Raw genomic sequence first — 23,801 nt, 5'->3', positions numbered from 1 at the left:
TCCCTGATCCCTGATCCCTGATCCCTGATCCTGAATATGCGCACCGATCCTCTCGCCTTTCTGAACGCTGAACTGACGTCGCTCAAGGAACAGGGGCTGTACCGCAAGCTCCGCATCCTCGAAGGCGAGCCGGCGGCCCACGCCACTTTCGACCACAAGTCGGTCGTCAACCTCTCGTCGAACAACTACCTGGGCCTGGCCACGCACCCGCGGCTCAAGCAGGCTGCGCTCGACGCGGTGGCGAAGTTCGGCGTCGGCTCCGGCGCCGTCCGCACCATCTCGGGCACCATGGAAATGCACATGGAACTCGAGCGCCGGCTCGCCAAGTTCAAGCACGTTGAGTCGGTGGTCGTCTTCCAGAGCGGCTTCGCCGCCAACGCCGGCACTGTCTCGGCGGTACTCACGAAAGACGATGTGGTCATTTCGGATGAGCTGAACCACGCCAGCATCATCGATGGCTGCCGGCTGAGCCGCGCCGCGATCAAGGTGTTTCCGCACAAGGACGTCGGCGCGGCGCGCAAGATCCTGCAGGAGCTGCCCACGACGCAGCGCAAGATCCTGATCACCGACGGCGTGTTTTCGATGGAGGGCGACCTCGGGCCCCTGCCCGAGTTGTGCACCATTGCCGAGGAGTACGGCGCCATCATGATGGTGGATGACGCGCACGCCAGCGGCGTGTTCGGCAAGAACGGCAGCGGCACGGTGGATCACTTCAAGTGCCACGGCCGCGTCGACATCCAGGTCGGCACGCTCTCGAAGGCGGTCGGCGTGCTTGGCGGCTACGTCGCGGGCACCCGGCGCGCTCGTCGATTTCCTGTATCACCGCGCGCGGCCGTTCCTGTTCTCCACCTCGCATCCGCCGGCCGTGACCGCCGCCTGCATTGCCGCGATCGATGTGCTCGAAAGCGAGCCGCAGTGGATCGAGCAGCTCTGGGACAACACGCGCTTCTTCAAGGCCGGTCTCGAATCGCTCGGCTTCAACACCGGCCTCAGTGAAAGCCCGATCACGCCGGTGATTGTGGGCCAGGCCGCCACCGCCGCGAAGATGTCGGATGCGCTCTTTGCCCAGGGCGTCTTCGCCCAGAGCATTGGCTTTCCGACCGTGGCCCGCGACAAGGCCCGTTTGCGCACGATCGTGGCCGCGACCCACACCAAAGAGGACCTGCAATACGCCCTGGACATGTTTGCCAGGGTGGGAAGGGAACTCGGCGTTATCGGCTAACGTCCGAGTTAAGAGCTACGTAGCTAGAACCATGCCGAAGGCCTTCTTCAAGCGCTACACGCACGACCTCACCTCCGACGAGCTGGGGAAGCTGTTCACGCGCGAGACGCCCGAGGCTTATCGCTTCTTCGCCAAGGGCATCAACACGGCCGAACTCGAAGGCCTGCCCTGGTACCAGAAGGCCATCAAGTACGTGCAGGGCTTCTTCCTGGCGTTTACCATGCGCCTGTCGCCGGCCCGCCGGCTGATGTACGGCCTGTCGCTCGCGCTGTCGGTGATCGGCCTGTTCCAGTTGTTCCGCGGGTTCGGGCTGATCTCGGTGCCGGTGCCGGTCGCGTTGTTCTTCGTGCACATCCGGGTGCCGGGACCGCTGTTCGCCGACGGCACGATGTGGCTGCTCGCGGGCTTTCTGCTGATGAACCTGCTCGTGCTGCTCGAGGTCGCGGACCGGCTCTCGCTCAAGCGCGACCTGGAAGTCGCCCGCGAGATTCAGCAGGCCATGCTGCCCGACGGCACGTGGTCGGGCCCGGGTGTCGAAGCCTTCGGCTTGACCAAGCCGGCCAACACGGTGGGCGGCGACTTCTACGACATCCTGCCGCAACCAGACGGCACCGTCCTGGTCGCGCTCGGCGATGTCGCCGGCAAGGCCAGCCCGGCGGCGCTGCTCATGGCGCTGCTGCTCGCCATTCTTCGCACGCTCGTGGATGAAGGCCTGCCGCTGCCGGCCCTGGTCAAGCGCCTCAACCTGCAGGTGGCGCGCCACGCGCCGGCCTCGCGGTTCATCACCTTGTTCCTCGCGTCGTACACGCCCGCGACCGGCCGCCTCGAGTTCGTCAACGCCGGCCAGACACCGCCGCTGCTGCGCCGGCAGAATGGCTCCATTGAACGGCTGATGAGCGGCGGCATCGCGCTCGGCATGTTCGAAGCGAGCGAGTACGAGGCCGGCGAAGTACAGCTGAACCCTGGCGATGCGCTGTTGATGTATAGCGACGGCCTGACCGAAGCCGAGAGCCCTGACGGCACACCGTTCGACGAGGCCGGGCTGGAGCGGACGCTGGCGCTATACGCCGGCGCCTACCAGCAGTCGGCGGCCGGCGACCTCGGCCGTGCCGTGTTCGACGCCGTCGAGCGTCACCGCCGCGACCAGCGTCTCGCCGACGACTTGACCGTACTGGTCCTCAGTAGGCTGGCGATTCCGATAGCCTGATTCGTCCCACTGGCGTCTAATAATCTGCCGGGAGTCGGGAGTCGGGAACCGGGAGTCGAAAAGACCAGTGCTTTTCCGACTCCCGACTCCCGTCTCCCGACTCCCGGCTGTATCCGTGAATGCTTGCACGCCTTCTTGTCTTGATCGTCTTCTGCGCTGCGCCCTTGTCCGCCGTCGCCACGGCGGAGGTGGACGCATTCGCGGGACAGGTACCCACCCGGGCACCCGACGCCGAAGAACTGTCTCTGCAGAACTTCAGGGCGGCGGTTGAAACCGCCATCTCGACCGTGGATCGCAACCGCTGGCTCGCGCTGTTGTCGCCCAACGCCAACCGCGAGCAATCGCTCGAGTTCTTCGATGCCATGGTCCTCCAAGGCATCACCCGCGTCGTCGTCAAGGAGCGTGACCGAGCGCCGCTGCCGGGGGCGCTGCCGGGCGAGGGGTACCGGCTGGTGCTCGAGGTGTTCCAGGAGTCCGGCAATCGCGGCCGCATCGCAACGTGGCGGCTCGACGTCCGGCGGCCGCGCGGCGACGAATTTGGCCGCCAGCCGTGGCGCATCCAGGCCGAGGATCGGCTCGCGTCGATCGAAGGCCTGCACCGCCTGACGCTGCAGGCCGGGAAGCAGTTCGCCGCGCGCAACCTGGTGCTGCAGGCGGTCGACTTCACGCTCCGCCTGCCCGCGGGCGACGTGTTCGTGGCCGAAACCGCCGAGGGCGTGACGGCGCTCGTGTTGATCGGCGACGGCACCATGGTGTTCGAGCCGGCGCCCAAGGAAGAGAAGGGCCAGCTGCGGCTGTTTGCCGGCACCGAGACGCTCGAGACGCCGTTCACCGCCGCGTTCGTGCGCATCAACCCGTACGAGTTCGAGCAGCGCGTCGCCGAGAACCTGCTGACACCGGTGCCGGTCGACCTGCGCCTGCTCAGGCGCGGCCAGGCAATTTTCGACGAGGACGTCGCCCGGTCGTTCAATCTCGACCTGAGCGACTTGAGCCGCGATGTGTGGTCGCTGCTGCCGCAGCCCGGTGACTTCGTCGCCGAGGTGCGCACGCGCCGGTTTGACGCGATCACCTACGCCCGCGCGAGCGGCGAGCCCGAAGACGTCTCGCTGTTCCAGCGCGCCCGCCGCCGCAACATCTCGGTGTATGCGTCGGAACAGAAGCTGGCGAGCCGCGGCCGCTTCTACGACGAAGACGATCTGATCGACTACGACGTCATCGACTACGACATCGACGCGCAGTACTATCCCGACCGCGAGTGGATGGAAGGCACGACGCGCATCAAGCTGCGCGTCAAGGCGCACGCGCTCGGCGTGCTCACGCTGCGTTTCGCCGACAGCCTCAACGTGTCGTCGATCACGAGCGACGAGTTCGGCCGGCTGATGTTCCTGCGCATCCGCAACCAGAACAGCGTGCTGGTCAACCTGCCGTCGCCTGTCGCGCGCGACTTTCACCTCACGCTCACCGTGAACTACTCCGGCCGCCTGATGCGCACGAGTTTCCAGGACGAGTCTGTGGCAGTCAGTGGACCAGCCCTACCAGCCCCACCAGCCCCACCAGCCCTACCAGGCCAACGCAACTCACAACCCGACGATCTGCCGTTTGTGCCGGCGGAGCCGAAGTGGCTGCTGAGCAATCGCAGCTACTGGTACCCGCAGGCGCAGGTCACCGACTTCGCGACGGCGCACATCCGCTTCACGGTGCCGGCCGAATACGCGGTGGTCGCCTCGGGCGTGGCGGAGCCGGGCTCGCCGGCGGCGGCCGAGCCGGTCGTGGTCGGAAGCTCCGGCCGCAGCGTGCCTCGGGTGTCGTATTCGTTTCGTTCGCCGCAGCCGCTGCGCTACCTGGCGGTGCTCGTCAGCAAGATGAACCGTGTGGACGCGGCCACGGTGGCGCTCGACATCACGACACCGCCGGCCGAACGCGCGCTGGTGTCGGTGCCGGGGGATACGCTGGCCAAGCAGATCGCCAGGCTGCAGGCGCGGGCGTTTGTCATTCCGGCGGTGGGCGCGCGCAACACCATGCAGTTGACGGTGGATGCCAACCGGCGCCAGGAAAACAAGTCGCGTGACACGGTTGCGCTTGGCGCCGAGATCGTCCGGCTGTATGCGTCGCTCGTCGGGGATGTCCCGTACGACGCGCTCACCATTGCCATGGTCGAGGACGAACTGCCCGGCGGACACGCGCCGGGCTATTTCGCCATGATCAACAACCCGCCGCCCGTGAGCCAGCACAACTGGCGCAACGACCCGGCGTCGTTTTCGGGGTTTCCCGAGTTCTTCATCGCGCACGAGCTGGCGCACCAGTGGTTCGGCCAGGCGGTCGGCTGGAAGAACTACCACGAGCAGTGGTTGAGCGAAGGCTTCGCGCAGTACTTCGCGGCGCTGTTCGCGCGCGAGCGGCGCGGTGAAGACGCGTTTCACGACATTCTTCGGCAGTTCCGGCGATGGGCGGTCGATTACTCGGATCAGGGGCCCGTCTACCTGGGGTACAGGCTGGGGCACATCAAGGGCGAAAGCCGCGTGTTCCGCGCGCTGGTCTACAACAAGGGCGCCTCGGTGCTGCACATGCTGCGGCGCTTCGTCGGCGACGAAGCCTTCTTTCGCGGCGTGCGCCGCTACTATGCCGACCATCGTTTCAAGAAGGCGGGCACCGACGACCTGCGGAAGGCCATGGAGGCCGAAAGCGGCCGCAACCTCGAACGGTTCTTCGAGCGCTGGATTTACGACTCGGCCATCCCCCGCCTGCGGTTCAGCTCGGTCCAGGAAGGGGAGGGGCTGGTGGTGCGGTTCGAGCAGGCCGAAGAGGTGTTCGACGTGCCGGTGACCGTGACCGTGACCTATGCCGACGGCACGACCTCGCGGCACCTGGTGACCCTGACCGAAGCCATTACCGAACAGCGCCTGCCCCTGGCGGGCACCTTCCGGTCGGTGGACGTGAATCCAGACGGCGGCGCCGTTGCGATAATTGAACGGCGCTAGTAAGTTCAATCACAGGGTTCAAACCCGACGGTTCAAACACGCAGGTTCTAACACGAAGGTTCTGAGAACCCCCGTGCTTGAACCCCCGTGCTTGAACCCCCGTGCTTGAACCCCCTGCTTGAACCCCCGTGCTTGAACCGCCGTGGTTGAACCCCCGTGCTTGAACCTCCGTGCTTGAACCTCCGTGCTTGAACCCCGGGTTTGAACCCCCGGGTTTGAACCCTTGGGATATCATCCTAAAGTCATGGAAAACGTCACGCTGACCATTGATGGCCGCCAGCTGTCCGTGCCGAAAGGCACCTCGGTCCTCAAGGCCGCCATCGAGGCCGGCATCCAGGTTCCCTATTACTGCTATCACCCCGGTCTCGGCATCGACGCCTCCTGCCGCGTCTGCCTCGTCAAGATCGAGAAGATGGGCAAGCTTCAGACCTCGTGCTCGACGCCGGTGGCTGAGGGCATGGTGGTGCACACGCAGGACCCCGAGGCCGTGGAAGGCCGCAAGGGCGTGTTCGAGTTTCTGCTGATCAACCATCCGCTCGATTGCCCGGTGTGCGACAAGGGCGGCGAGTGCCCGCTGCAGGATTTCTCGTATGCGTTCGGCAACGACGCCAGCCGCATGGACTTCCCGCGCCGCACGTTCGACGGCGAGGGCGTGAAGGCCGACATCGACTTCGGCCCCACGCTGATGCTCAACCGCAACCGCTGCATCCTGTGCACGCGCTGCAGCCGGTTCATGGCCGAAGTGGACGGCGACGCGCAGATCGGCACCATCAACCGCGGCAACGGCAGCGAGATCGCGACCTTCAACGAACAGGGTGTCCACTCGCTGCTCTCGGGCAACCTGATGGATGTGTGCCCGGTCGGCGCCATCACCACCAAGCAGTACCGCTTCCGCTCCCGGCCGTGGGACAACCCGCATGCCGTGGACACGACGTGCACGATGTGCTCGAAGGGCTGCAGCACCACCGCGTGGCTCAAGGCCAAGCCCGAGTGGGCCAAGGGCGCGCGCCTCGCGCGCGTGACACCGCGCTACAACCCCGCGGTCAACGACTTCTGGATGTGCGACATCGGCCGGTTCCAGTACCTGTGGGTCGAAGGCGACGAGCGCCTGCGGAAGCCGATGATCCTGACCAAGGACGGCGTGCAGCAGGTGGCCACCTGGAAGGACGCGCTGATGCGCGTGCGCGACTTGCTGAACGCCGCCGGCCGCAAGGATCCGGCGTCGGTGCGCATGCTGGCCTCGGCCCACGCGTCGCACGAAGAGCTGTACCTGCTCAAGCGCCTGGCCGAGGATCTGAAGGGGGATGGCGGCGCCTCGCACGTGCACGTTGCCTGGCGGCGCACCGAAAAGCAGCAGCCCGCCACCACCAAGTTCCGCGTGCCGGCCGTCGATGCGCCCAACGTCAACGGCGCGCGCGACCTCGGCCTCGCGGTCGTCGGCGACGGCGATGCGGATCTTTCCGCGCTGCGCACCGCCATCGACCAGGGCCGCGTCGCGGTCCTCTACATCGTCGATCCGGGACCCGATGGCTCGATGGGTGACCTCACGTGGCTGCTCGAGGCCCGCAAGGCCGGCCGCGTGCCGGTGATCGTCTATCAGGGCGTGCTGCAGTCGGAACTGTCGAAGGTCGCCGACGTGGTGCTGCCGGGCGCGGCGTGGGTCGAGAAAGACGCCACCTACACCAACGACCAGGGCATGGTGCAGGCCGCCTCGAAGGCCATCAACGCGCCAGGTGAAGCCGTGGAAGACTGGCAGATTCTCACGAGCGTGGCGGCCGCGCTGGGCCTGCCCTACACCTACACCACCTCGCAGCAGGTGCGCGCCGACGTGGCCACGTTCATGTCGGCACGCCCGGAGTACGCGACGCTGACCGAGACCGTGTTCAACCGGCCCGTGAGCGCGGAACACTGGCTGAAGGCCAGCAACCCGATGGAACGCTGGAAGTGGGACACGATGTTCCAGGACCTGCCGCCCGTGAAGGGGCACAACGTGCAGATGGAACAGATGGCCACGGCCACGGTCATTCCGCTTCGCCTCGTTACCGACGAGATCTCGCGCTCATCGGAGTAGCCAGGGGCCAGTAGCCAGTAGCCAGTGGCCAGTAGCCAGTAGCCAGTAGCCAGAAAGACAAGAGCTCTTCTGGATACTGGCCTCTGGATACTGGCTACTGTCTGCTATCCTGTGACCCGAATGGATCGACGATCCGTCCGCATCTCTCTTTTCATCCTCGCCTTGCTTGCAAGCGCGGCCCTTGGGTATCGCGCGATGACCGACGAGGGCGACCTCGTGGCGGCGCGCCAGCGCGGCGCCGCCCTCGACCAGGCCGCCGAAGAGGTCCTCACCGCCCTGCTCGACGCGCGGGGCTCCATGTACGCCTACATCGCGCCCGGGCAGGGCACCTCGTTCTGGGGCGGTCGCGCCGGCACCCTGCTCGACACCTTGCGGCAACGCGTCGTCACGCTCGATGCCGAGGTGGCGGGTTCGGGCGGGTCGCTCTCGGAATCGCTCGACGGCATTGATCAGCTGGCGGCCGCCGACCGTCGCGCGCGGCAGTACGCCGACCGCGGCGAGATGCTGCTTGCCGGCGACGTGCTGTTCACCGAAGTCCGCGACCTGCTGAACGGGTTGACCGAACAGGTGACCGCCGCCCGCTATGCGTTGCGCAACCAATCCGACGCCCGGGTGGCGGCCATCCGCCAGGAACAAGCCGCGCTGGCCGCCGCCGGCATTGGCCTCTGGGTCCTGGTCTCGCTCATGCTGCTGCCCGGCAGCAAGCGCGAAGCCGTCAAGGATCCAACCGAGTGGCGCCAGGAGCTGGCCACCACGCTGAAGGTGACCCCACCAGCCGATGTGCTCAACCTCGACATCAAGAAGGCCGAGCGCGACGAGGTACTAGCCCCGGTCGGGGCCGCGGTGGCGCCTGCAGGCCCGGACCTGAAGACCGTCGCCGAGATCTGCTCCGACCTTTCGGCGCTCGCCGACATCGGCGCGTTGTCGGGGGCGCTGGCGCGGGCCAGCGACTCGCTTGGCGCCAAGGGCCTGATTGTGTGGGTCACCTCGAACGACGGTAGCGCGCTCTCGCCGGTGTCCACCCACGGCTTCGACGCCCGTATCGTCGATCGCATTGGCACCATCGACCGCGCGAGCGCCAACCTCACCGCCGAGGCCTTGCGCGAAAACGCGCCCCGGGTGAGCGCGGCCACCGCCACGGCCGGGGCCGCCATTGCGGTGCCCATGTGCGGGCCGTCCGGACCGGTCGGGGTGCTGTCGGCCGAGCTGCACGCGGGCAAGACCGCCGATGAAGCGTCGGTAGCCATCGCCTCTATTTTCGCAGCCCAGCTCGCCACGTTGACCGCCCCGCTGCCGGCCGCTGCCAAGGCCGAGCAAAGCGTGGAAAGCGCCGCGTCATGAGCCTGACCGTCGTGCTGGCCGAAGACGATCCCGACATTCAACTGGTCGCCCGGCTGTCCCTCAAGCGCGCGGGCTTCGTGGTGCGGGTCGTCGGTAACGGCCAGGAAGCCCTCGACGCCATTCGCCTGGATCCGCCCGACGTGGTGCTGCTCGACTGGATGATGCCCGAGCTTGACGGCCCCGAGACCTGTCGCCAGCTCAAGGCCGATCCCGCAACCGCCGCGATCCCCGTGATCTTCCTGACCGCCAAGTCGCAAGAGGCCGAGATTCAACGCGGGTTGAGCCTGGGCGCCTGCGGCTACGTCACCAAGCCATTCGACGCCCTGTCCCTCGGACAGCAGGTCAAGGACATCGTCGCCTCCAAGACCCCGTGACGATCCGCACGCGGGCGTTTGTGTCCCTGTGGCTCGTCGTGCTCATGGCGACCATCGCCATCGGCCTGGTGGTCGCGGCGCTCAATATTGCCAGCACCATGGACGCTGAGCGCGATCGGCTGGGCCGAATCCAGCAGCTCGACGCCGAGCTGTGGCGCGCCATGCTCGAGTTCACGCAGCTCCAGCTTGAAGAGTCATTGACCGGCACGAAGTCTGACGAGGCCGCCGAGCTGCGCAACGTTATTCTGACGAAGCTCGATGCCATTGCTCCGTTGCTGCACCAGCCGAGCCAGGTGGACCGCTACCGTCGTATTCGCACCGAGCTCGAACAGTGGCTGACCACTGCCAACGATCCGGGCAACACGGCGGCCCTTGAACGTTTCAGGGCCTTCGAGGCCATCAAACCGTTGGTCGCTGACTTCGAGGCCAATCAGTTTCGATTGACGGAAGCGAGCGCCGATCTCCTGAAGAGGCGGCGCGCCATCTTCTTCCAGGTGATCGGACTAATGGCCGGCCTCGCCGTCCTCACCTTGTCGCTCCTGATGCTCTCGGCCAAGCGCGTCCTGCTCGATCCGCTGCGCGAGCTCACCGTGTCGGCCGAGCGCATCGAGCAGGGGGACTTCAGCGCCGCCCACCAGACCCTGCGCGACGATGAGATTGGCGTGCTGGTCAATTCGTTCGCGAGGATGTCGAATTCGATCCAGGCGCGCGAGCGCGAACTGGCCACCGCGCTCAGCGAAACCCGCGAGCTGGCCAGCGTAACGACCGAAGCCCGGCGCCGCGTCGAGGCCGCGCACACCGACCTGCTGGCCACCCTTGAAACCGTGCCCGCGGCGCTGATGATCTTCAACGCCGATGGCAGCGTGCGGCTGCGCAACCGCGCCGCCACCGACGTGTTCGGCATCGAGCCGCAGAACCCAGAGTTGCGCAAGAGCTACTGGGCCCGGTTCAAGCGCGTCGCCAAGGACGGCACGCTGATTCCGCCTGACCAGTGGATCTCGGCACGAGCGCTGGCGGGCGAGCCGGTCATCAACGAGGAACTCGAGATTCACCACCCTGATGGCCGGGTCTTCCCGATCCTCGCCAGCGGCGCGCCGCTCTGCAACGAACTCGGTCACGTCGCCGGGGCGATCGTGGCGTTCCAGGACATCTCGCGGCTGCGCGAAGTCGATCGGCTGAAGGACGAGTTCGTGTCGATTGTCAGCCACGAGCTGCGCACGCCGCTCACCTCCATTCGCGGCTCGGTGCAACTGGTGCTCGACGAGCCGAATGCGGTGCCCCACCCCGAGCACCAGCAGTTGCTGCAGATTGCCCTGAACAACTGCGAGCGGCTGGTCCGCATCATCAACGACATGCTCGACGTCGCGAAGATCGAGTCGGGCAACATCACCCTGAAGCTCAAGCCGGTCAACGTCGTCGACATCGTGCGCCAGTCGATCCAGGTGGTCGAGGGCCCGGCGCGCCTGGCGCAGGTCACGCTCGACGCCAGGTTGCCGGCCCGCCTCCGCCCGGTGATGGTCGACCCCGACCGCATGGTCCAGGCGCTGGTCAACCTGTTGTCGAACGCGGTGAAGTTCGCGCCGCACGGGTCCACCGTGACGATCACCGCCACCGGTTCCGACACCGCCGTCACGCTGACGGTGGCCGATCAGGGCGAGGGCATTGCTCCCGAGAACCTGCACCGCCTGTTCAGGAAGTTCCAGCAGGTCGACAGCTCGTCGTCTCGCCGCAAGGGCGGCACCGGCCTGGGCCTTGCCATTACCAAGGCCCTGGTCGAACAGCACGGCGGGCGCATCTTTGTCGACAGCGAGGTCAACAAGGGCACCCGCTTCTCGTTCACGCTGCCGGCGGCCACGGCCGAAGAGGCCGACGCCGTGCCGTTGGCGCCGGTGGCTGCCAACAAGGACGGCTCGGCGCGCCTCGCCGTCTGCCGCGTGCTGGTGGTCGATGACGATGACGACTTCAGGGTGCTGCTCCGGGCGCAGCTGCACAATGCCGGGTACCAGGTATTTGACGCCCGCGACGCCGCCTCGGCCATGCACATTGCCCGCACCATGCGGCCCGACGCGATCACCGTGGACCTGCTGATGCCGGGCCTCGACGGCTGGGACTTCATCGAGCGCCTGCGCAGCGAGGAAGCGCTGGCGCGCATCCCCGTGATTGTCGTGTCGGGCGTGCCCGAGGCGACCGATTCGCGCCGCCGCCCCGAGGGCGTCGCGGTCGTTACCAAGGGCGAGGGACTGGATCGGCTGCTGCGCGAGATCAGCCAGGCCCTGGGCAGCCGCAAGGGCGCCGCGGTGCTCGTGGCTGAAGACGATGACGACCTGCGGGGGGTGCTGACGGCGTCGCTGACGCGCAACGGCCATCGCGTGTTGCAGGCCCGTGACGGCGCCGAGGCGCTGGCGGCGATCGAACGCGAGCCCGTGGACCTGCTGGTGCTCGACCTCGTGATGCCGAACATCGACGGCTACGAAGTGCTGGCGCGACTCAAGTCGAACCCGAAAGACGCGCGCATCCCGGTGGTGGTAGTGTCGGGCGCCGACCGCTCCTCGAGCGAACTGCGGTCGCTGCGGCTCGGGGCCAACGTGTATCTCACCAAGCCCATCGAGGCCGCGGCACTCACCGAAGAAGTGACCCGCCTGTTGAAGTAGCCAGTAGCCGGTAGCCAGTAGCCAGTAGCCAGTAGCCAGTAGCCAGTAGCCAGTAGCCGGTAGCCAGTAGCCAGTAGACAGTAGCCAGACGCCAGACGCCAGACGATCAGTGCTGCTTCGATCGAATCAAGCCGTTTAACAGTCGCCCGACCTCCCCGGCCTCACCGATTACCGTTGCCATAGCCTCCCGGGAAACGAAACCCAGGCGAATCGTCAACTCGATCTGAGTCTCCAGCTCACACAGGGAGCCGAGGGCGATGGACAGGAACCTGGCGAAATCCGCGTCTGACGACCTGCGTCCTTGACCCTCTGCGATGTTCGATGGGATGGCTGCCGCCGCCCTTCTCATTTGGGACGTCAGCCCGTACCGCTCTTCAGCTGGGAACTGGGAGGTCGAATGGTAGACCAGTTCAGTCAGCGTCATCGCACGTTGCCAGGCAACCAAATCGCGATAGTCCATAGCCAGAGTATCTGACTTAGGGAGCGGCACTTACTGACCCTGGCGCAAACTCTGCACGCAAAGGTGGCGCCTACTGGCTACTGGCTACTGGCTACTGGCTACTGGCTACTGGCACTGGCACTGGCATCTGGCTACTGGCATCTGGCTACTGGCATCTGGATACTGGATACTGACACCTATGGCAAAAAGCGGGGACGAAAAGCAGGAGATCCTGAAACGGGCCGAGAAGGAACGGGTCAAGTTCCTGCGCCTGCAGTTCACCGACATCCTGGGCGTGATCAAGAACGTCGAGGTGCCCGACCGCCAGTTCGCCCACGCCCTCGACGGCAAGATCATGTTCGACGGCTCGTCGATCGAAGGCTTTGTCCGCATTGAAGAGTCGGACATGTACCTCCGGCCGGACCTCTCGACCTTCCAGGTGTTTCCCTGGGCCGATGCCAACGGCGCGCGCGTCGGCCGCCTGATCTGCGACATTGCCAATCCCGACGGCAGCCCGTTCGCCGGTTGCCCGCGCACCACGCTGAAGAACGCCATCGGCCAGGCCGCCGACCGCGGCTTCACCATGATGGCGGGACCCGAAACCGAGTTCTTCCTGTTCCTGCGCCGCGACGGCCGCGCCACCACCGAGACCCACGATCGCGCCAGCTACTTCGACCTGGCGCCCATCGACCTCGGCGAAGACGTCCGCCGCGAGATCGTGATCGCCCTCGAGCAGATGGGCATTGCCGTGGAAGCCGCGCATCACGAGGTCGCGCCCGGCCAGCACGAAATCGACTTTCACTATGACGACGTGTTGACGACGGCGGATAACGTGAGTACCTGCCGGTTCATCGTCAAGAACGTGGCGCTCAGGAATAACTTGCACGCGACCTTCATGCCCAAGCCGATCTACGGCGTGAACGGATCGGGCATGCACACGCACCAGTCGTTGTTCACCGGCGGCAAGAATGCCTTCTTCGATCCCGCCAACGAAATCCAGCTCAGCCAGACCTGCATGAACTACATCGGCGGGCTGCTGCAGCACGCCAAGGGCTTTTGCGCCATTACCAACCCGCTGGTGAACTCATACAAGCGCCTGGTGCCGGGCTACGAGGCGCCGACCGCGATTGCCTGGTCCGAGAAGAACCGCAGTCCGCTCGTGCGCGTGCCGGCGTCGCGCGACAATTCCACCCGCGTCGAGCTGCGCATGCCCGATCCCTCGTGCAATCCCTACCTGGCGCTGGCGGTGATGTTGCGCGCCGGCCTCGACGGCATTGACCACAAGGTGGACCCGGGCCCGCCGGTGAACAAGAACATCTACAAGATGAGCCATCGCGAGCGCCGCCACCTGCGCATCGACGATCTGCCCGCCAACCTCAGCGAAGCGCTGGACGAGTTCGAAAAGGATGCGCTGGTAAAGGAAACGCTCGGCGAGCACATCTTCACGCACTTCCTCGACGCCAAGCGCGCGGAGTGGGACGAGTACATCCGCCACGTCTCGCCGTGGGAGATGGATCGCTACCTCGGCGTGTATTAGGCAGGGGACGATCGTCCCTCGCCGGTGACGCCAGGTCGGCCTAAAGGGTGACACCAGGTCCGCCTAAAGGCGGACGCTACAGGTGTGGCATCCGGCTTTAGCCGGAGTTTCCCGGCAGAAACACGACTTGTCTCGCCGTAGCCTTGGCGAAGGCGGATGGCACAACCCTTGATATGTAGGGGGTTGGCTGCGGCGGATCACCGGGGGGCGAACTTCAGGCAGGCGCTGGCATCGCCGCCCCTCGGCGGCACTTTTCACGATTCCGCTGCAGCCACTTTTCGCAGGGCGATGGCCTCAGCCGTCGTTCGGAGGGCGATGGCTTTAGCCGTCGTTCGGAGGGCGATGGCTTTAGCCGTCGCCTGCAGGGGACCGACCATGAAAAAGCTACTTGTCACTCTCACTCTTGCGGCAGCTGTCTTCACCGGTTCGTGCGCGTCGATGGGCTCGCGCTCCATCTCCGAGGTGAAGACGAACCCCGGCAAGTTTGCCGATAAGACGGTGACGGTCGAAGGCGTGGTGACCACCTCGTTTGGCATCCCGCTGGTGCCGTTCAAGGTCTACCGCATCAGCGACGGCACGGAAGAGATGCTGGTCATCTCGGACAACAGCCGCACCCCCGGCAAGAACGCCCGCGTCCGCGTGCGTGGCCAGGTTGAGGAAGTGGCGCTGATCGGCGGCCGCTCGTTCGGCCTGCACATCAGGGAGAAGAGCATTAAGTTCCTGTAGGATAACGACTTCCACGTTCGGAGAGCCGGGGCTTCAGCCCCGGCTCCTGGCGACGGCTAAAGCCGTCGCCCTCCGAACGATTCGGCCTTGTGAAATCTAGTACAATGTCCGGGCTGTGGACGCCATTGCACACCCCTCCCCACTAGTCGCGATCATCAACGCGATCATCGCCTCGCTGGGCATTCACGCCGCCATCCCCGACCACATGGTCTTTGTCGGGTTGATCACGCTGTTCATCCTCTTCATCGGCCTGGCCATCCGCTCGCAGTTGAGCGTCGATAACCCCGGCAAGCTCCAGATCGTCCTGGAAGACGTCGTTTCGTTCCTGGTCGGCGTGCTCGAAGACAACATGGGCAGGAAGGGCCGGAAGTACCTGCCCCTGCTCGGCACGCTGTTCGTCTTCATCCTGCTGGGCAACCTGATGGGCCAGATCCCGGGCCTCGGTTCGCCTACCAGCAACATCAACGTGCCGTTCGCGTGCGCGCTCACGCTGTGGCTCTACTATCACGCGCAGGGCGTGATTGCGAACGGGCCGGTCAACTACATCAAGCACTTCGCGGTGATGCCGGGCGTGCCCCTGGCGCTGGCGCCGATGATCTTCGTGATCGAGATCATCAGCCACCTGTCGCGCGTGCTGTCGCTCACGCTGCGCCTGTTCGGCAACATCTTCGGCGAGCACCTCGTGGTGCTGATTCTCGCCAGCATCGTGCCCTTCATTGCGCCGCTGCCGATTCAGTTCCTGGGCTTGATCGTCGGCCCGCTGCAGGCGTTCATCTTCCTGACGCTGGGGGCCATCTACCTGACCGCCGCCACGCACGTGGACGACCACGGGGATGATTACGGCGGCGAACACGGCCACGCGCCGGCACATTCCCACTAGTAGCCAGTAGCCAGTAGCCAGTAGCCAGAAAGGCAAGAGTTCTTCTGGCATCTGGATACTGGCATCTGGTTACTGGTTTATTTTCACCACCACTACAGTTCGGTCATCATTCTGCTCGGCGTCGCCGCAAAACGCCTGGACCGCGCCGAACAGCTCCCCGACAATTTCCTTCGCCGGCTTCGCGTGCGTGCGTTCGATCACCTCGAGCAGCCGCGGCATGCCGAAATCCTCGCCGGCTTCGTTGAACGCCTCGGAAATGCCGTCCGAGAAGAACACGAACACGTCACCGGGCAAGAGCGGCACCTGCACTTCGTCGTAGGCGGAGCTGCCAAATGAGCCGAGCGGCACACCGGGCATGTCGATCGCCGTCGCCTTGCCGTTGGTGCAGCGCACCGGGTACGGCAGCCCCGAGTTGGCGAACGTCACGATCTGCTTCTTGAACTCGAACATCGCGTAGCAGAGGGTGCAGTAGTACTCCTCCAGGTTGCGCTCGTGGAGAATGCGGTTCATGCCGGCCAGCACGGCGGCCGGCGTGCTGCGCTCTTTCTCGAGGCGGCGGCGGAAGGTGCGGCCACGCACCATTTCGCCGATGGCGGCGCCGTACAGCGCCGCCGGGACGCCCTTGCCTGAGACGTCGCCCACCGCCACCACCAGGGTGTTCGGCTCGGGCGACAGGAAGTCGCACAGGTCGCCGCCGAGCTCGCGGGCGGGGTCGAAGTGCCAGGCCACGTCCACCCCGCGCAGCCGCTTGGGCAGCTCCTGCGGCAAGAGCGCCATCTGCACGCGCTTGGCGAAGCGCAGTTCCTTCTCGAAGCGGGCCTCGTTGGCGCGGATCGATTCGTAGAGCCGCGCGTTCTCGAGGGCCACCGCGGCTTCCGAGGCCAGCAGCGTCAGCAGCTTGACGTGGTTCTTGTTGAAGGCGTCGGGCTCCGGGCTTTCGAGGTCGAAGACGCCGATGCAGCGGTCCTTCAGCAGCAGCGGCACGACCAGCTCCGATCGCACGCCCGGCACTGCCTGGATGTAGCGCGGGTCCTTCAGCACGTCGGGTACCAGCACCACTTCCTTGTGCAGCGCGGCGTAGCCGACCAGGCCTTCGCCCAGCTTGACCGGCTCCATGGCCGCCGGGTCGTCGCCGTACTTGATGGCCACCTTCATCTCGAGCATGCCCGAATCTTCGTCCAGCAGGAGGATCCCGAAGATGCGGTAGTCGATCACCCGCTTGATCAGGTGGGCCAGGCGCGTCAGCAGCTCGTCGGGGTCGAGAATCGCGGTCATCTCTCGGCCGATCTCGGCCAGCGTTTCCAGCGTCTCGGTGTACTCGCGCTCCGACTCGAACAGGCGGGCGGTGGCAATGCCCTGCGCCACGTGGGCGCCGAACTGCCGCAGGATCCACTCGTCGCGTTCGGTGAACGCGCCCAGCTGATCGCTCAGCAGGTTGAGGGCGCCAATCACCTTGGCCTTGTTGCGCAGCGGCACGACCAGCTGCGACTTGGCCCCGGGCACCACCGCCAGGTAGCGCGGGTCGGAATCGACGTCGTTCAGCAGGATCGGCCGCTGCTCGGCGACGGCCGTGCCGACAATGCCCTGGCCGACCTGCAGCGTGAAGTGCTGGACGATTTCGTCGGGGTAGCCCTCGGCGTAGGCAATGGTCAGCTCCTCGCGCTTCTCGTGGAGCAGGTAGACCGAGAAGACGGTGAACTTGGTGAGCCGGGAGATCAGTTGTGGGATGCGCTCGAGGAGGGTGTCGAGGTCGAGCACCGAGCTGACCTCGCGCCCGAGCTCCGCGAGAATGGCCAGCAGCTCGGCGTCCGAAGCCGTGCTGCTGGCGGCGCCATGCGGCGCTGATTCAGTCATTGTTCTGATTAGTATCCAGTATCCAGATGCCAGATGCCAGAAGAGCCCTTGTCTTTCTGGCTACTGGCTACTGGCTACTGGCTACTGGCTGGCTACTGGCTACTGGCTACTGCAGGCAACGTGTACTTGGTCACCCAGTCGTGGATCCGCTGCATGCGGTCCTTCTGATGATAGTACTCCGTAATGCCGTGACCTGCTCGCGGGTAGAGCACCAATTCGGTGGGCTTGCCGCGGTCTTTCAGCCCGCGGTACAGCTCCAGCGCCTGGCCCACCGGCACCCGCTCGTCATTGGCCCCATGCAGGATCAGCGTGGGCGTCGTCACCTTGTCGATGTGTGACATGGCCGAGCGCTCCAGGTACAGCGGCAGTGTCTTTTCGTTCGGAATGCCGCCGAAGTAGCTGATCAGCACGCTCGGAATGTCATTGGTGCCGTACATGCTCCACATGTTGGTCAGGCCGGCACCGACCATGGCCGCCTTGAAGCGGGTGGTCTGGGTGATCACCCACGCCGTCATGTAGCCGCCGTAGCTCCAGCCGATGTGCGCCAGCTTGTCGGGATCGGCAATGCCGCGGGCGACCAGCGCATCGACGCCGGTCATGATGTCCTTGTAGTCGCCGCCGCCCCAGTCGTTGATGTTGTGCTGCAGGAACTTCTCGCCGTAGTTCGTGCTGCCGCGCGGGTTGGGATAGAACACCGCCCACCCCTTGTTGGCCCACACCTGGCCGCCCTCGAGCCCGCCCAGCCGGAAGCCGTTGACGAAGGCGCCCGCCGGGCCGCCGTGCGCGACGACCAGCGTCGGGTACTTCGTGCCGGCCGTGAAGCCCACGGGCTTAAGCAGCACGCCTTCCACTTCGAGGCCGTCCGCCCCCTTCCAGGTGACCACTTCGGTGTCGCCCTGCGCGAGCTCGGCCAGCTGTGGGTTGGTGTTCGTGAGCTTGCGGAAGTTCTGGTACGCCGGGTCGGTGACGTAGACCTCCGACGCCTGGTCGGGCGTATCCATGGTCAGGGCAATGGTGCGGCCATCGGTGCTGATCGAGATGCCCTGCAGCGTCTTCCTGGAGCTCAACTGCGTGTAGCGGCCGGTGGTGAGGTCGTACGCGAACGCCTCGTTGTAGGCGCGCTTGCCGGCGACGAACACCACGCGATTGCCTTCGGCCGTCCACACCGGGTTGCCCGCATCGGTATCGAAGCCAGGCGACGACACGTCCTTGATCGACCTGGCGGCGACGTCGTACAGCATCAGCTTCGACTGCATGGTCACGCCCGGCGCCGTGCCGTCAGGCAGCGGCGCGCCGGTGTACGGTTCCGACGTCCAGGCAATCGACTTGCCGTCGGGTGACCAGCGCGGCGAGGTGTCGCTGCCGAAGTTGGTGCTGATCTTCTCGACCTGCTTCGGCTCGAGACTGGCCAGGTAGATATCGCGGCGGTTGTCGCGCAGCATGGGCGTGGCGCCGCCGCCGAACACGAAGCGCTTGCCGTCGGGCGCCCAGGACGGCGCGCCAGCCACGGTGTAGGTCTTGCCTTCGGTGATGCGCGTGGCGGGATTGGTCGACGTCCACGACCCAGATGTGGGCGTAGCGAAAATCTCCTTCGAACACGCGCTCGTCATCGCGCTTCCTGATGTTGGCTTCTTCTTCCGCGCTGCGCGGGTCGATCGCGACATAGGCAATGCGCGTGCTGTCGGGCGACCACGAGTAGCTCGAGACGTTCTCTTTGCTGTCGGTCAGCTTCCACGCCTCGCCGCCGTCCGCGCGCATGACGTGGACCTGCGCCTTGACCTCTTCGCCGGCGCCGCGCGCCGACACGAAGCTGATGTAGCGGCCGTCGGGCGACCATTGCGGCTGGGTGTCGCCCTTCTCGCCCGAGGTGAGCTGGCGGGCCGGCGTGGCGCCGCTCGTCGGCACGATCCAGATGTGCGTCCGGGCCTCCATCCGATCTTTCTCCGCGACCCACTGGCGAACCGTGTACAGCACCTGGGCGCCATCCGGCGAAATGGTCGCCCCGCCCACCGCCTTCACATTCAGCACATCGTCGAAGGTGACGGCCCGCTTTGACTGGGCGAACGGGTTCGTGAGCGAGACGGCCAGCAGGGCCACGGCCACCAGGGTCTTGCGCATCAGGTCCTCCAAGGGGCGAAGTATAATTCTTATCTTCATGGAGATTGCACTTCCGCTGGACTACACGGCGATCGCACGGATCATTCCCCATCGCTTCCCGTTCCTGCTCGTGGACCGCATTACCGAGTTTGCGCCCGACCAGCGGATTGTCGGCATCAAGAACGTGTCGATTAACGAGCCGTACCTCAGCCGCCACAACGGCGGGCCGCCGACGTTGCCGCCGACGGTGCTGATGGAGGCCGTGGCTCAGGTTGGCGCGATCCTGATTCTGGCCAAGCCCGAGAACGAGGGCATGCTGATTTTCTTCCGTGGCATGGAGCGCGTGCGCTTTCGCGGGCCGGTGCATGCCGGCGACCAGGTGGTGATCGAGGCCAACGTCAAGCGCCTGAAGAGCCGCATGGGCGTGCTCGACGGCCGCGCGCGCGTCGGCAACAAGGTCGTGATTCACGGCACCATGACGTTCGCGCTCGGGGCTGAGTAGTAGCCAGTAGCCAGTAGCCAGTAGCCAGAAAATGCAGCGACTGCCTCGAATTGCCAGCCTCACGACTGAAGACGCCGGATGGGGCTTCTTCCTTTGCACCTACAAGGAACTGCGCGCCGGCCGCAGCGGCAGCGAGTTCGTGATCCTGAACCTGCAAGACGCCACGGGGCAGACCACCGGCAAGATTCTGCAGGACGTCGAGCGGGTCAAGGGCGAGTTCGAGGCCGGCGAGTTCGTGCGCGTCGAAGGGCGCGGCAGCCTGTACAACGGCCAGGTCCAGCTGGTGCTCTCGACCATTCGCCGGGTCAATCCCGAGCAGGACCGCTTGCAGGGCTTTCGCGAGGATGAATGCATCCTGAGCGCGCCGCGTCCCATCGACGAGATGTGGGAGGAGCTGCAGGCGCGGCTGCGGGGCGTGAAGAACGATCACCTGCGCGTGCTGCTGAACCGCATTACCACCGATCACGCCGATCAGCTGAAGACCTGGCCGGCGGCGCAGACCATTCACCACGCCTATCGCGGCGGCTTCCTGGAACACATCACCAAGATGGCCGAGGCCGGCGCGCTGCTATCGCGCGCCTATGGGGCAGACGATGACCTGGTGCTGGCGGGAGTGGTGTTGCACGACATCGGCAAGCTGCAGGAGCTGGCCTACGAGGGCGGCAGCGGCAGCTACACGCGCGACGGCAACATGGTGGGCCATATCGCGCTTGGCCTGATCATGGTGCGCGAAGCCATCAACGGCATCAGCGGCTTCCCGCTCGAGCTGCGCGCCCAGGTCGAACACCTCATTGCCTCGCACCACGGCACCCGCGAGTACGGCTCGCCGGTCGAGCCCAAATCGATCGAGGCGTTCATCCTGAACTCGGTGGACGAACTGGACGCGAAGATCAACCAGGTCCGCCGCGCCATCGCCGAAGACCCTTCGTCAGACGAATTTACCGGCTGGCATAAACGGCTGAGCCGGGTGTTATACAAAGGGTTCAAACACTAGGGTTCAATCACGTAGGTTCAATCACGTAGGTTCAATCACGGGGGTTCAATCACGGGGGTTCTCAGAACCATCGTGGTAGAACCATCGTGATAGAACCTTCGTGTTTGAACCCTCGTGCTTGAACCTACTTCTTTCCGACGATCCACGCCCCGGTCAGCACCAGTCCCGCCGCGAGAAGAATGCGAGGCGACAGCGGTTCGCCGAGCAGCACTGTGCCGAGCGCGACCGCGATGATCGGGTTGATGTAGGCGTACAGCGACACCAGCGACAGCCGCAGGTGCTGGATGGCATAGATGTAGGCGGAGTACGCCACGAGCGATCCGGCAATCGATAAGTACGCCATCGCGCCGAACGTCCGCGGCGTGAATGACAACTCGGCCCAATCGCCGCGCACGGTGGCGGCCGAGAGCAGCATCACGCCGCTGAACACCATTTGCAGCGCCGCCGACGGAAACGGATCGTCGCCAAGCTCGTGCCGCTTGGCATAGGAGGTCCCGATCACCCAGCCCACGCATGCCAGCTGGATAGCGATCACGCCGCCGACAAACGCGCGTCCGCTCGCGCCCCCCTGCGACAGCTCGGGCCACACCAGGATGACAATGCCCGAAAAGCCAATACTGAGGCCAGCCAGGGCGCGGCCCGAAAAGCGGTCGCCATTGGGCAGCAGGCGCTCGACGAGCGCCGACCAGAACGGCGTGGTCGCAATCAACACCGCCGTCAGGCCGCTGGCCACGTACTGCTGCGCGAACACCACGAAGCCGTTGCCGACAATATTCATCAGGAACCCGAGCAGCACCAACGGGCCCCACATGCGCATGGGCGGCAGGCGCCGGCCGGTGGCCAGCAGGAGGCCGCAGAGCAGCAGCCCCGCCGACATCCAGCGCAGGCCCGCCACAAGCAGCACCGGCACGGTCTCGAGCGCGACCGTGATACCCAGGTAGGTGGTGCCCCAGATGATGCAGACGGCGACGAACGAGAGATGCGCAAGGCTCACGCGCCGCCTTCGCCTTGGCTTCGGCGGGCCAAGCTTGTGAGCGTCTTCTCTTTAGGAATCGCGATGCGCGGATCCTCTTTCACCGTCTCGAGCACGATCGTGGTCTTGGTGGACGTGACCGACTGCGCCGACGCGATCTGCTGGCGGAGGATCTGCCCCAGGTGCTCGGCATCGCGCGCCCGCACCTTCAACAGGTAACAGTCGTCGCCGGCCACGTGATGCACCTCGAGCACTTCAGGAATCTTGCTGAGCTCGATCGCCGACGGCATGTCAGGCCCATGCTCCGACGTCCGCACCGACACAAACGCCAAAAGACCGCGATCGACCACATGGGGGTCGATCAGCGCGACGTAATCCTTGATAATGCCCTTTGCCTCGAGCTTCTTGAGCCGTTCGGTCACCGCCGACGGCGCCAGGCCAACGGCTTTGGCGAGTTCGGCCTGGGATGTTCTGGCGTTGTACTGGAGAATATCCAGTATTGAGCCGTCAATTTCGTCGATCATTCTGAAATATTAGCTAATTACTGGATTTCATTCAATACATGAGCTTCTGGAATGAAGCCTCGCCGGCCGCCAAGAAGGCCCTGATTGCCGCCTCGCTCGGCTGGCTGCTCGACGCCTTTGACGTGATGCTTTACGCCCTGGTCCTCACCCACGTGGTGAAGGACCTCAATTTGACCCTGGCGACGGGAGGGCAGCTGGCGTCGCTCACGCTGGCCGCGTCGGCCCTTGGCGGGTTGGTCTTTGGCGTCATCGCCGACAAGTTGGGCCGCACCCGCGCGTTGTCGCTCAGCATCCTGTTGTATTCGGTGTTCACGTTCGCCTGTGGCCTGGCGCAGAACGTGTGGCAGCTCGCCATCTTCCGCTTCCTGCTGGGCCTCGGCATGGGCGGCGAGTGGGCGAGCGGCGCCACGCTCGTCAGCGAAACGTGGCCCGAGAAGCACCGCGGCAAGGCGCTCGGCATCATGCAAAGCTGCTGGGCCATCGGCTACGGCGCCGCCGCCGTCGTCGTCGCGCTGGTGCTCCCCACCTACGGCTGGCGCGCGGTGTTCTTCGTGGGCATCATCCCGGCCCTCTTCACGCTGTGGATCCGCAAGAACCTCGAAGAGCCCGAGATGTGGCTTCGGTCCAAGGCGGATGTGGCGTCCGGCTTTCTTGTCCGCCGTAGCCTTGGCGAAGGTGGAAGCCGGACCTCGGGACCTGTAGCATCCGGCTTTCTTGTCCGCCGTAGCCTTGGCGAAGGTGGAAGCCGGATTTCGGGCGTCTCGCTGACGATCGTGGTGACCCTGACGCTAATGAACGCCGCCACCATGTTTGCGTGGTGGGGCTTGAACCTCTGGGTGCCGTCCTACCTCTCGCTGCCGGTCGAGCAGGGCGGCATCGGCCTCTCCACGACCACCATGTCGATGTTCATCATTGCCATGCAGGTGGGCATGTGGCTCGGCTACGTCACGTTTGGTTTCATCAGCGACAAGTTCGGCCGCAAGCCGACCTATGTGACCTACCTGGTGTTGGCGGCGGCGCTGGTGTGGGCGTACGGCTCAACGCGCGAGCCCATGTACCTGCTCGCCCTCGGCCCGTTCGTCGCGTTCTTCGGCACGGGTTACTTCAGCGGATTTGGCGCAGTGGCCTCGGAGATCTTCCCCACCGCCATTCGCGCCACCGCGCTCGGCGTGACCTACAACAGCGGGCGACTCCTCAGTGCAGCCGCCCCCTTCATAATCGGCGGCCTCGCCCAGTCACAAGGATTCGGGCTCGCCTTTTCAATAACAGCGCTCGCCTATCTGGCAGCCGCTGTGCTGTGGCTCGGCATTCCGGAGACTAGGGGACGGCGGATGGTGTAGTTCAAACACGAGGGTTCAAGCACGGTGGTTCAAACAGGAGGGTTCAAGCACGGTGGTTCAAGCACGATGGTTCTAAGAACCCTTGTGATTG

At 65.3% G+C, this 23,801-nt stretch carries 18 protein-coding genes and 1 pseudogene; 13 read left to right on the top strand and 6 right to left on the bottom strand.

Going from position 1 to position 23,801, the window contains the following annotated elements; translation table 11 throughout:
* Positions 1-36: 36 nt before the first annotated feature.
* From Q8T13_08230 to Q8T13_08200, 7 genes and pseudogenes are all read left to right on the top strand, one after another.
* Positions 37-1,222: pseudogene (locus tag Q8T13_08230) on the top strand (glycine C-acetyltransferase).
* 31 nt (positions 1,223-1,253) lie between these two features.
* Entirely contained in the window at positions 1,254-2,429 is a 1,176-nt protein-coding gene (locus Q8T13_08225) for a PP2C family protein-serine/threonine phosphatase (protein ID MDP3717732.1), read from the top strand.
* Between the two features lie 164 nt (positions 2,430-2,593).
* On the top strand, positions 2,594-5,407 hold the full coding sequence (locus Q8T13_08220; GenBank protein MDP3717731.1) for a M1 family aminopeptidase: 2,814 nt from the start codon (positions 2,594-2,596) through the stop codon (positions 5,405-5,407).
* A 244-nt stretch (positions 5,408-5,651) separates the two neighbouring features.
* Entirely contained in the window at positions 5,652-7,478 is a 1,827-nt protein-coding gene (locus Q8T13_08215; protein ID MDP3717730.1) for a molybdopterin-dependent oxidoreductase, read from the top strand.
* Between the two features lie 120 nt (positions 7,479-7,598).
* Positions 7,599-8,819, top strand: coding sequence for a hypothetical protein (locus Q8T13_08210; protein ID MDP3717729.1), 1,221 nt, complete (start codon positions 7,599-7,601; stop codon positions 8,817-8,819).
* The gene (locus Q8T13_08205; protein MDP3717728.1) at positions 8,816-9,193 is read left to right on the top strand and encodes a response regulator; all 378 of its coding nucleotides are present in this window, start codon (positions 8,816-8,818) and stop codon (positions 9,191-9,193) included. The genes Q8T13_08210 and Q8T13_08205 overlap by 4 nt, the downstream gene beginning before the upstream one ends.
* A complete protein-coding gene (locus Q8T13_08200) occupies positions 9,190-11,844 on the top strand; it encodes a response regulator (protein MDP3717727.1) in 2,655 nt (884 codons plus the stop codon). The genes Q8T13_08205 and Q8T13_08200 overlap by 4 nt, the downstream gene beginning before the upstream one ends.
* Positions 11,845-11,950: 106 nt before the next feature.
* Here Q8T13_08200 and Q8T13_08195 read toward each other — a convergent pair whose 3' ends face one another.
* Positions 11,951-12,304 carry a four helix bundle protein gene (locus Q8T13_08195; protein MDP3717726.1) on the bottom strand — a complete coding sequence of 118 codons (354 nt, stop codon included), beginning with the start codon at positions 12,302-12,304 and terminating at the stop codon, positions 11,951-11,953.
* A gap of 178 nt (positions 12,305-12,482) precedes the next feature.
* Here Q8T13_08195 and glnA point away from each other — a divergent pair, with 178 nt between their 5' ends.
* The 3 genes from glnA to atpB all read left to right on the top strand — a co-directional run bounded on the left by glnA (position 12,483) and on the right by atpB (position 15,426).
* The gene (gene glnA / locus Q8T13_08190; protein MDP3717725.1) at positions 12,483-13,820 is read left to right on the top strand and encodes a type I glutamate--ammonia ligase; all 1,338 of its coding nucleotides are present in this window, start codon (positions 12,483-12,485) and stop codon (positions 13,818-13,820) included.
* Positions 13,821-14,195: 375 nt separating this feature from the next.
* A complete protein-coding gene (locus Q8T13_08185) occupies positions 14,196-14,546 on the top strand; it encodes a hypothetical protein (protein MDP3717724.1) in 351 nt (116 codons plus the stop codon).
* 115 nt (positions 14,547-14,661) lie between these two features.
* Positions 14,662-15,426, top strand: coding sequence for a F0F1 ATP synthase subunit A (gene atpB, locus Q8T13_08180; protein ID MDP3717723.1), 765 nt, complete (start codon positions 14,662-14,664; stop codon positions 15,424-15,426).
* A 69-nt stretch (positions 15,427-15,495) separates the two neighbouring features.
* On the opposite strand, the gene Q8T13_08175 is transcribed toward atpB, so the two are convergent.
* The 3 genes from Q8T13_08175 to Q8T13_08165 form a co-directional block, all read right to left on the bottom strand.
* Positions 15,496-17,280 (bottom strand): GAF domain-containing protein, encoded by a 1,785-nt coding sequence (locus tag Q8T13_08175; protein MDP3717722.1) that lies wholly within the window; start codon positions 17,278-17,280, stop codon positions 15,496-15,498.
* 92 nt (positions 17,281-17,372) lie between these two features.
* Positions 17,373-18,281, bottom strand: a complete 909-nt coding sequence (locus Q8T13_08170) for a S9 family peptidase (protein ID MDP3717721.1) — start codon at positions 18,279-18,281, stop codon at positions 17,373-17,375.
* Positions 18,282-18,558: 277 nt separating this feature from the next.
* Positions 18,559-19,398 carry a DPP IV N-terminal domain-containing protein gene (locus tag Q8T13_08165; GenBank protein ID MDP3717720.1) on the bottom strand — a complete coding sequence of 280 codons (840 nt, stop codon included), beginning with the start codon at positions 19,396-19,398 and terminating at the stop codon, positions 18,559-18,561.
* 37 nt (positions 19,399-19,435) lie between these two features.
* Between Q8T13_08165 and fabZ the strand changes: the two genes are divergently transcribed.
* Entirely contained in the window at positions 19,436-19,879 is a 444-nt protein-coding gene (gene fabZ / locus Q8T13_08160; protein MDP3717719.1) for a 3-hydroxyacyl-ACP dehydratase FabZ, read from the top strand.
* 31 nt (positions 19,880-19,910) lie between these two features.
* Positions 19,911-20,873, top strand: a complete 963-nt coding sequence (locus Q8T13_08155) for an HD domain-containing protein (protein MDP3717718.1) — start codon at positions 19,911-19,913, stop codon at positions 20,871-20,873.
* Between the two features lie 124 nt (positions 20,874-20,997).
* Here the strand turns inward: Q8T13_08155 and Q8T13_08150 are convergent, their stop codons facing one another.
* A complete protein-coding gene (locus Q8T13_08150; protein ID MDP3717717.1) occupies positions 20,998-21,867 on the bottom strand; it encodes an EamA family transporter in 870 nt (289 codons plus the stop codon).
* On the bottom strand, positions 21,864-22,370 hold the full coding sequence (locus Q8T13_08145) for an Lrp/AsnC family transcriptional regulator (GenBank protein MDP3717716.1): 507 nt from the start codon (positions 22,368-22,370) through the stop codon (positions 21,864-21,866). The genes Q8T13_08150 and Q8T13_08145 overlap by 4 nt, the downstream gene beginning before the upstream one ends.
* Positions 22,371-22,408: 38 nt before the next feature.
* Here Q8T13_08145 and Q8T13_08140 point away from each other — a divergent pair, with 38 nt between their 5' ends.
* The gene (locus Q8T13_08140) at positions 22,409-23,710 is read left to right on the top strand and encodes an MFS transporter (protein MDP3717715.1); all 1,302 of its coding nucleotides are present in this window, start codon (positions 22,409-22,411) and stop codon (positions 23,708-23,710) included.
* The last annotated feature ends 91 nt before the right edge of the window (positions 23,711-23,801 follow it).

Source organism: Acidobacteriota bacterium, assembly GCA_030697165.1.
In the GTDB taxonomy this organism is placed as follows: domain Bacteria; phylum Acidobacteriota; class Vicinamibacteria; order Vicinamibacterales; family UBA2999; genus 12-FULL-67-14b.
The sequence above is the reverse complement of the archived record's forward strand: the minus strand, read 5'-3'. Positions and strand labels throughout refer to the sequence as shown.

Bases quoted from the DNA above. Each gene is read 5' to 3' on its own strand.
- fabZ (MDP3717719.1), top strand. From the start codon at position 19,436: ATGGAGATTGCACTTCCGCTGGACTACACGGCGATCGCACGGATCATT.
- Q8T13_08145 (MDP3717716.1), bottom strand. From the start codon at position 22,370: ATGATCGACGAAATTGACGGCTCAATACTGGATATTCTCCAGTACAAC.
- Q8T13_08225 (MDP3717732.1), top strand. From the start codon at position 1,254: ATGCCGAAGGCCTTCTTCAAGCGCTACACGCACGACCTCACCTCCGAC.
- Q8T13_08140 (MDP3717715.1), top strand. From the start codon at position 22,409: ATGAGCTTCTGGAATGAAGCCTCGCCGGCCGCCAAGAAGGCCCTGATT.
- Q8T13_08205 (MDP3717728.1), top strand. From the start codon at position 8,816: ATGAGCCTGACCGTCGTGCTGGCCGAAGACGATCCCGACATTCAACTG.
- Q8T13_08155 (MDP3717718.1), top strand. From the start codon at position 19,911: ATGCAGCGACTGCCTCGAATTGCCAGCCTCACGACTGAAGACGCCGGA.
- Q8T13_08165 (MDP3717720.1), bottom strand. From the start codon at position 19,398: ATGCGCAAGACCCTGGTGGCCGTGGCCCTGCTGGCCGTCTCGCTCACG.
- Q8T13_08210 (MDP3717729.1), top strand. From the start codon at position 7,599: ATGGATCGACGATCCGTCCGCATCTCTCTTTTCATCCTCGCCTTGCTT.
- Q8T13_08175 (MDP3717722.1), bottom strand. From the start codon at position 17,280: ATGACTGAATCAGCGCCGCATGGCGCCGCCAGCAGCACGGCTTCGGAC.
- Q8T13_08170 (MDP3717721.1), bottom strand. From the start codon at position 18,281: ATGGATACGCCCGACCAGGCGTCGGAGGTCTACGTCACCGACCCGGCG.
- Q8T13_08215 (MDP3717730.1), top strand. From the start codon at position 5,652: ATGGAAAACGTCACGCTGACCATTGATGGCCGCCAGCTGTCCGTGCCG.
- Q8T13_08185 (MDP3717724.1), top strand. From the start codon at position 14,196: ATGAAAAAGCTACTTGTCACTCTCACTCTTGCGGCAGCTGTCTTCACC.
- Q8T13_08195 (MDP3717726.1), bottom strand. From the start codon at position 12,304: ATGGACTATCGCGATTTGGTTGCCTGGCAACGTGCGATGACGCTGACT.
- glnA (MDP3717725.1), top strand. From the start codon at position 12,483: ATGGCAAAAAGCGGGGACGAAAAGCAGGAGATCCTGAAACGGGCCGAG.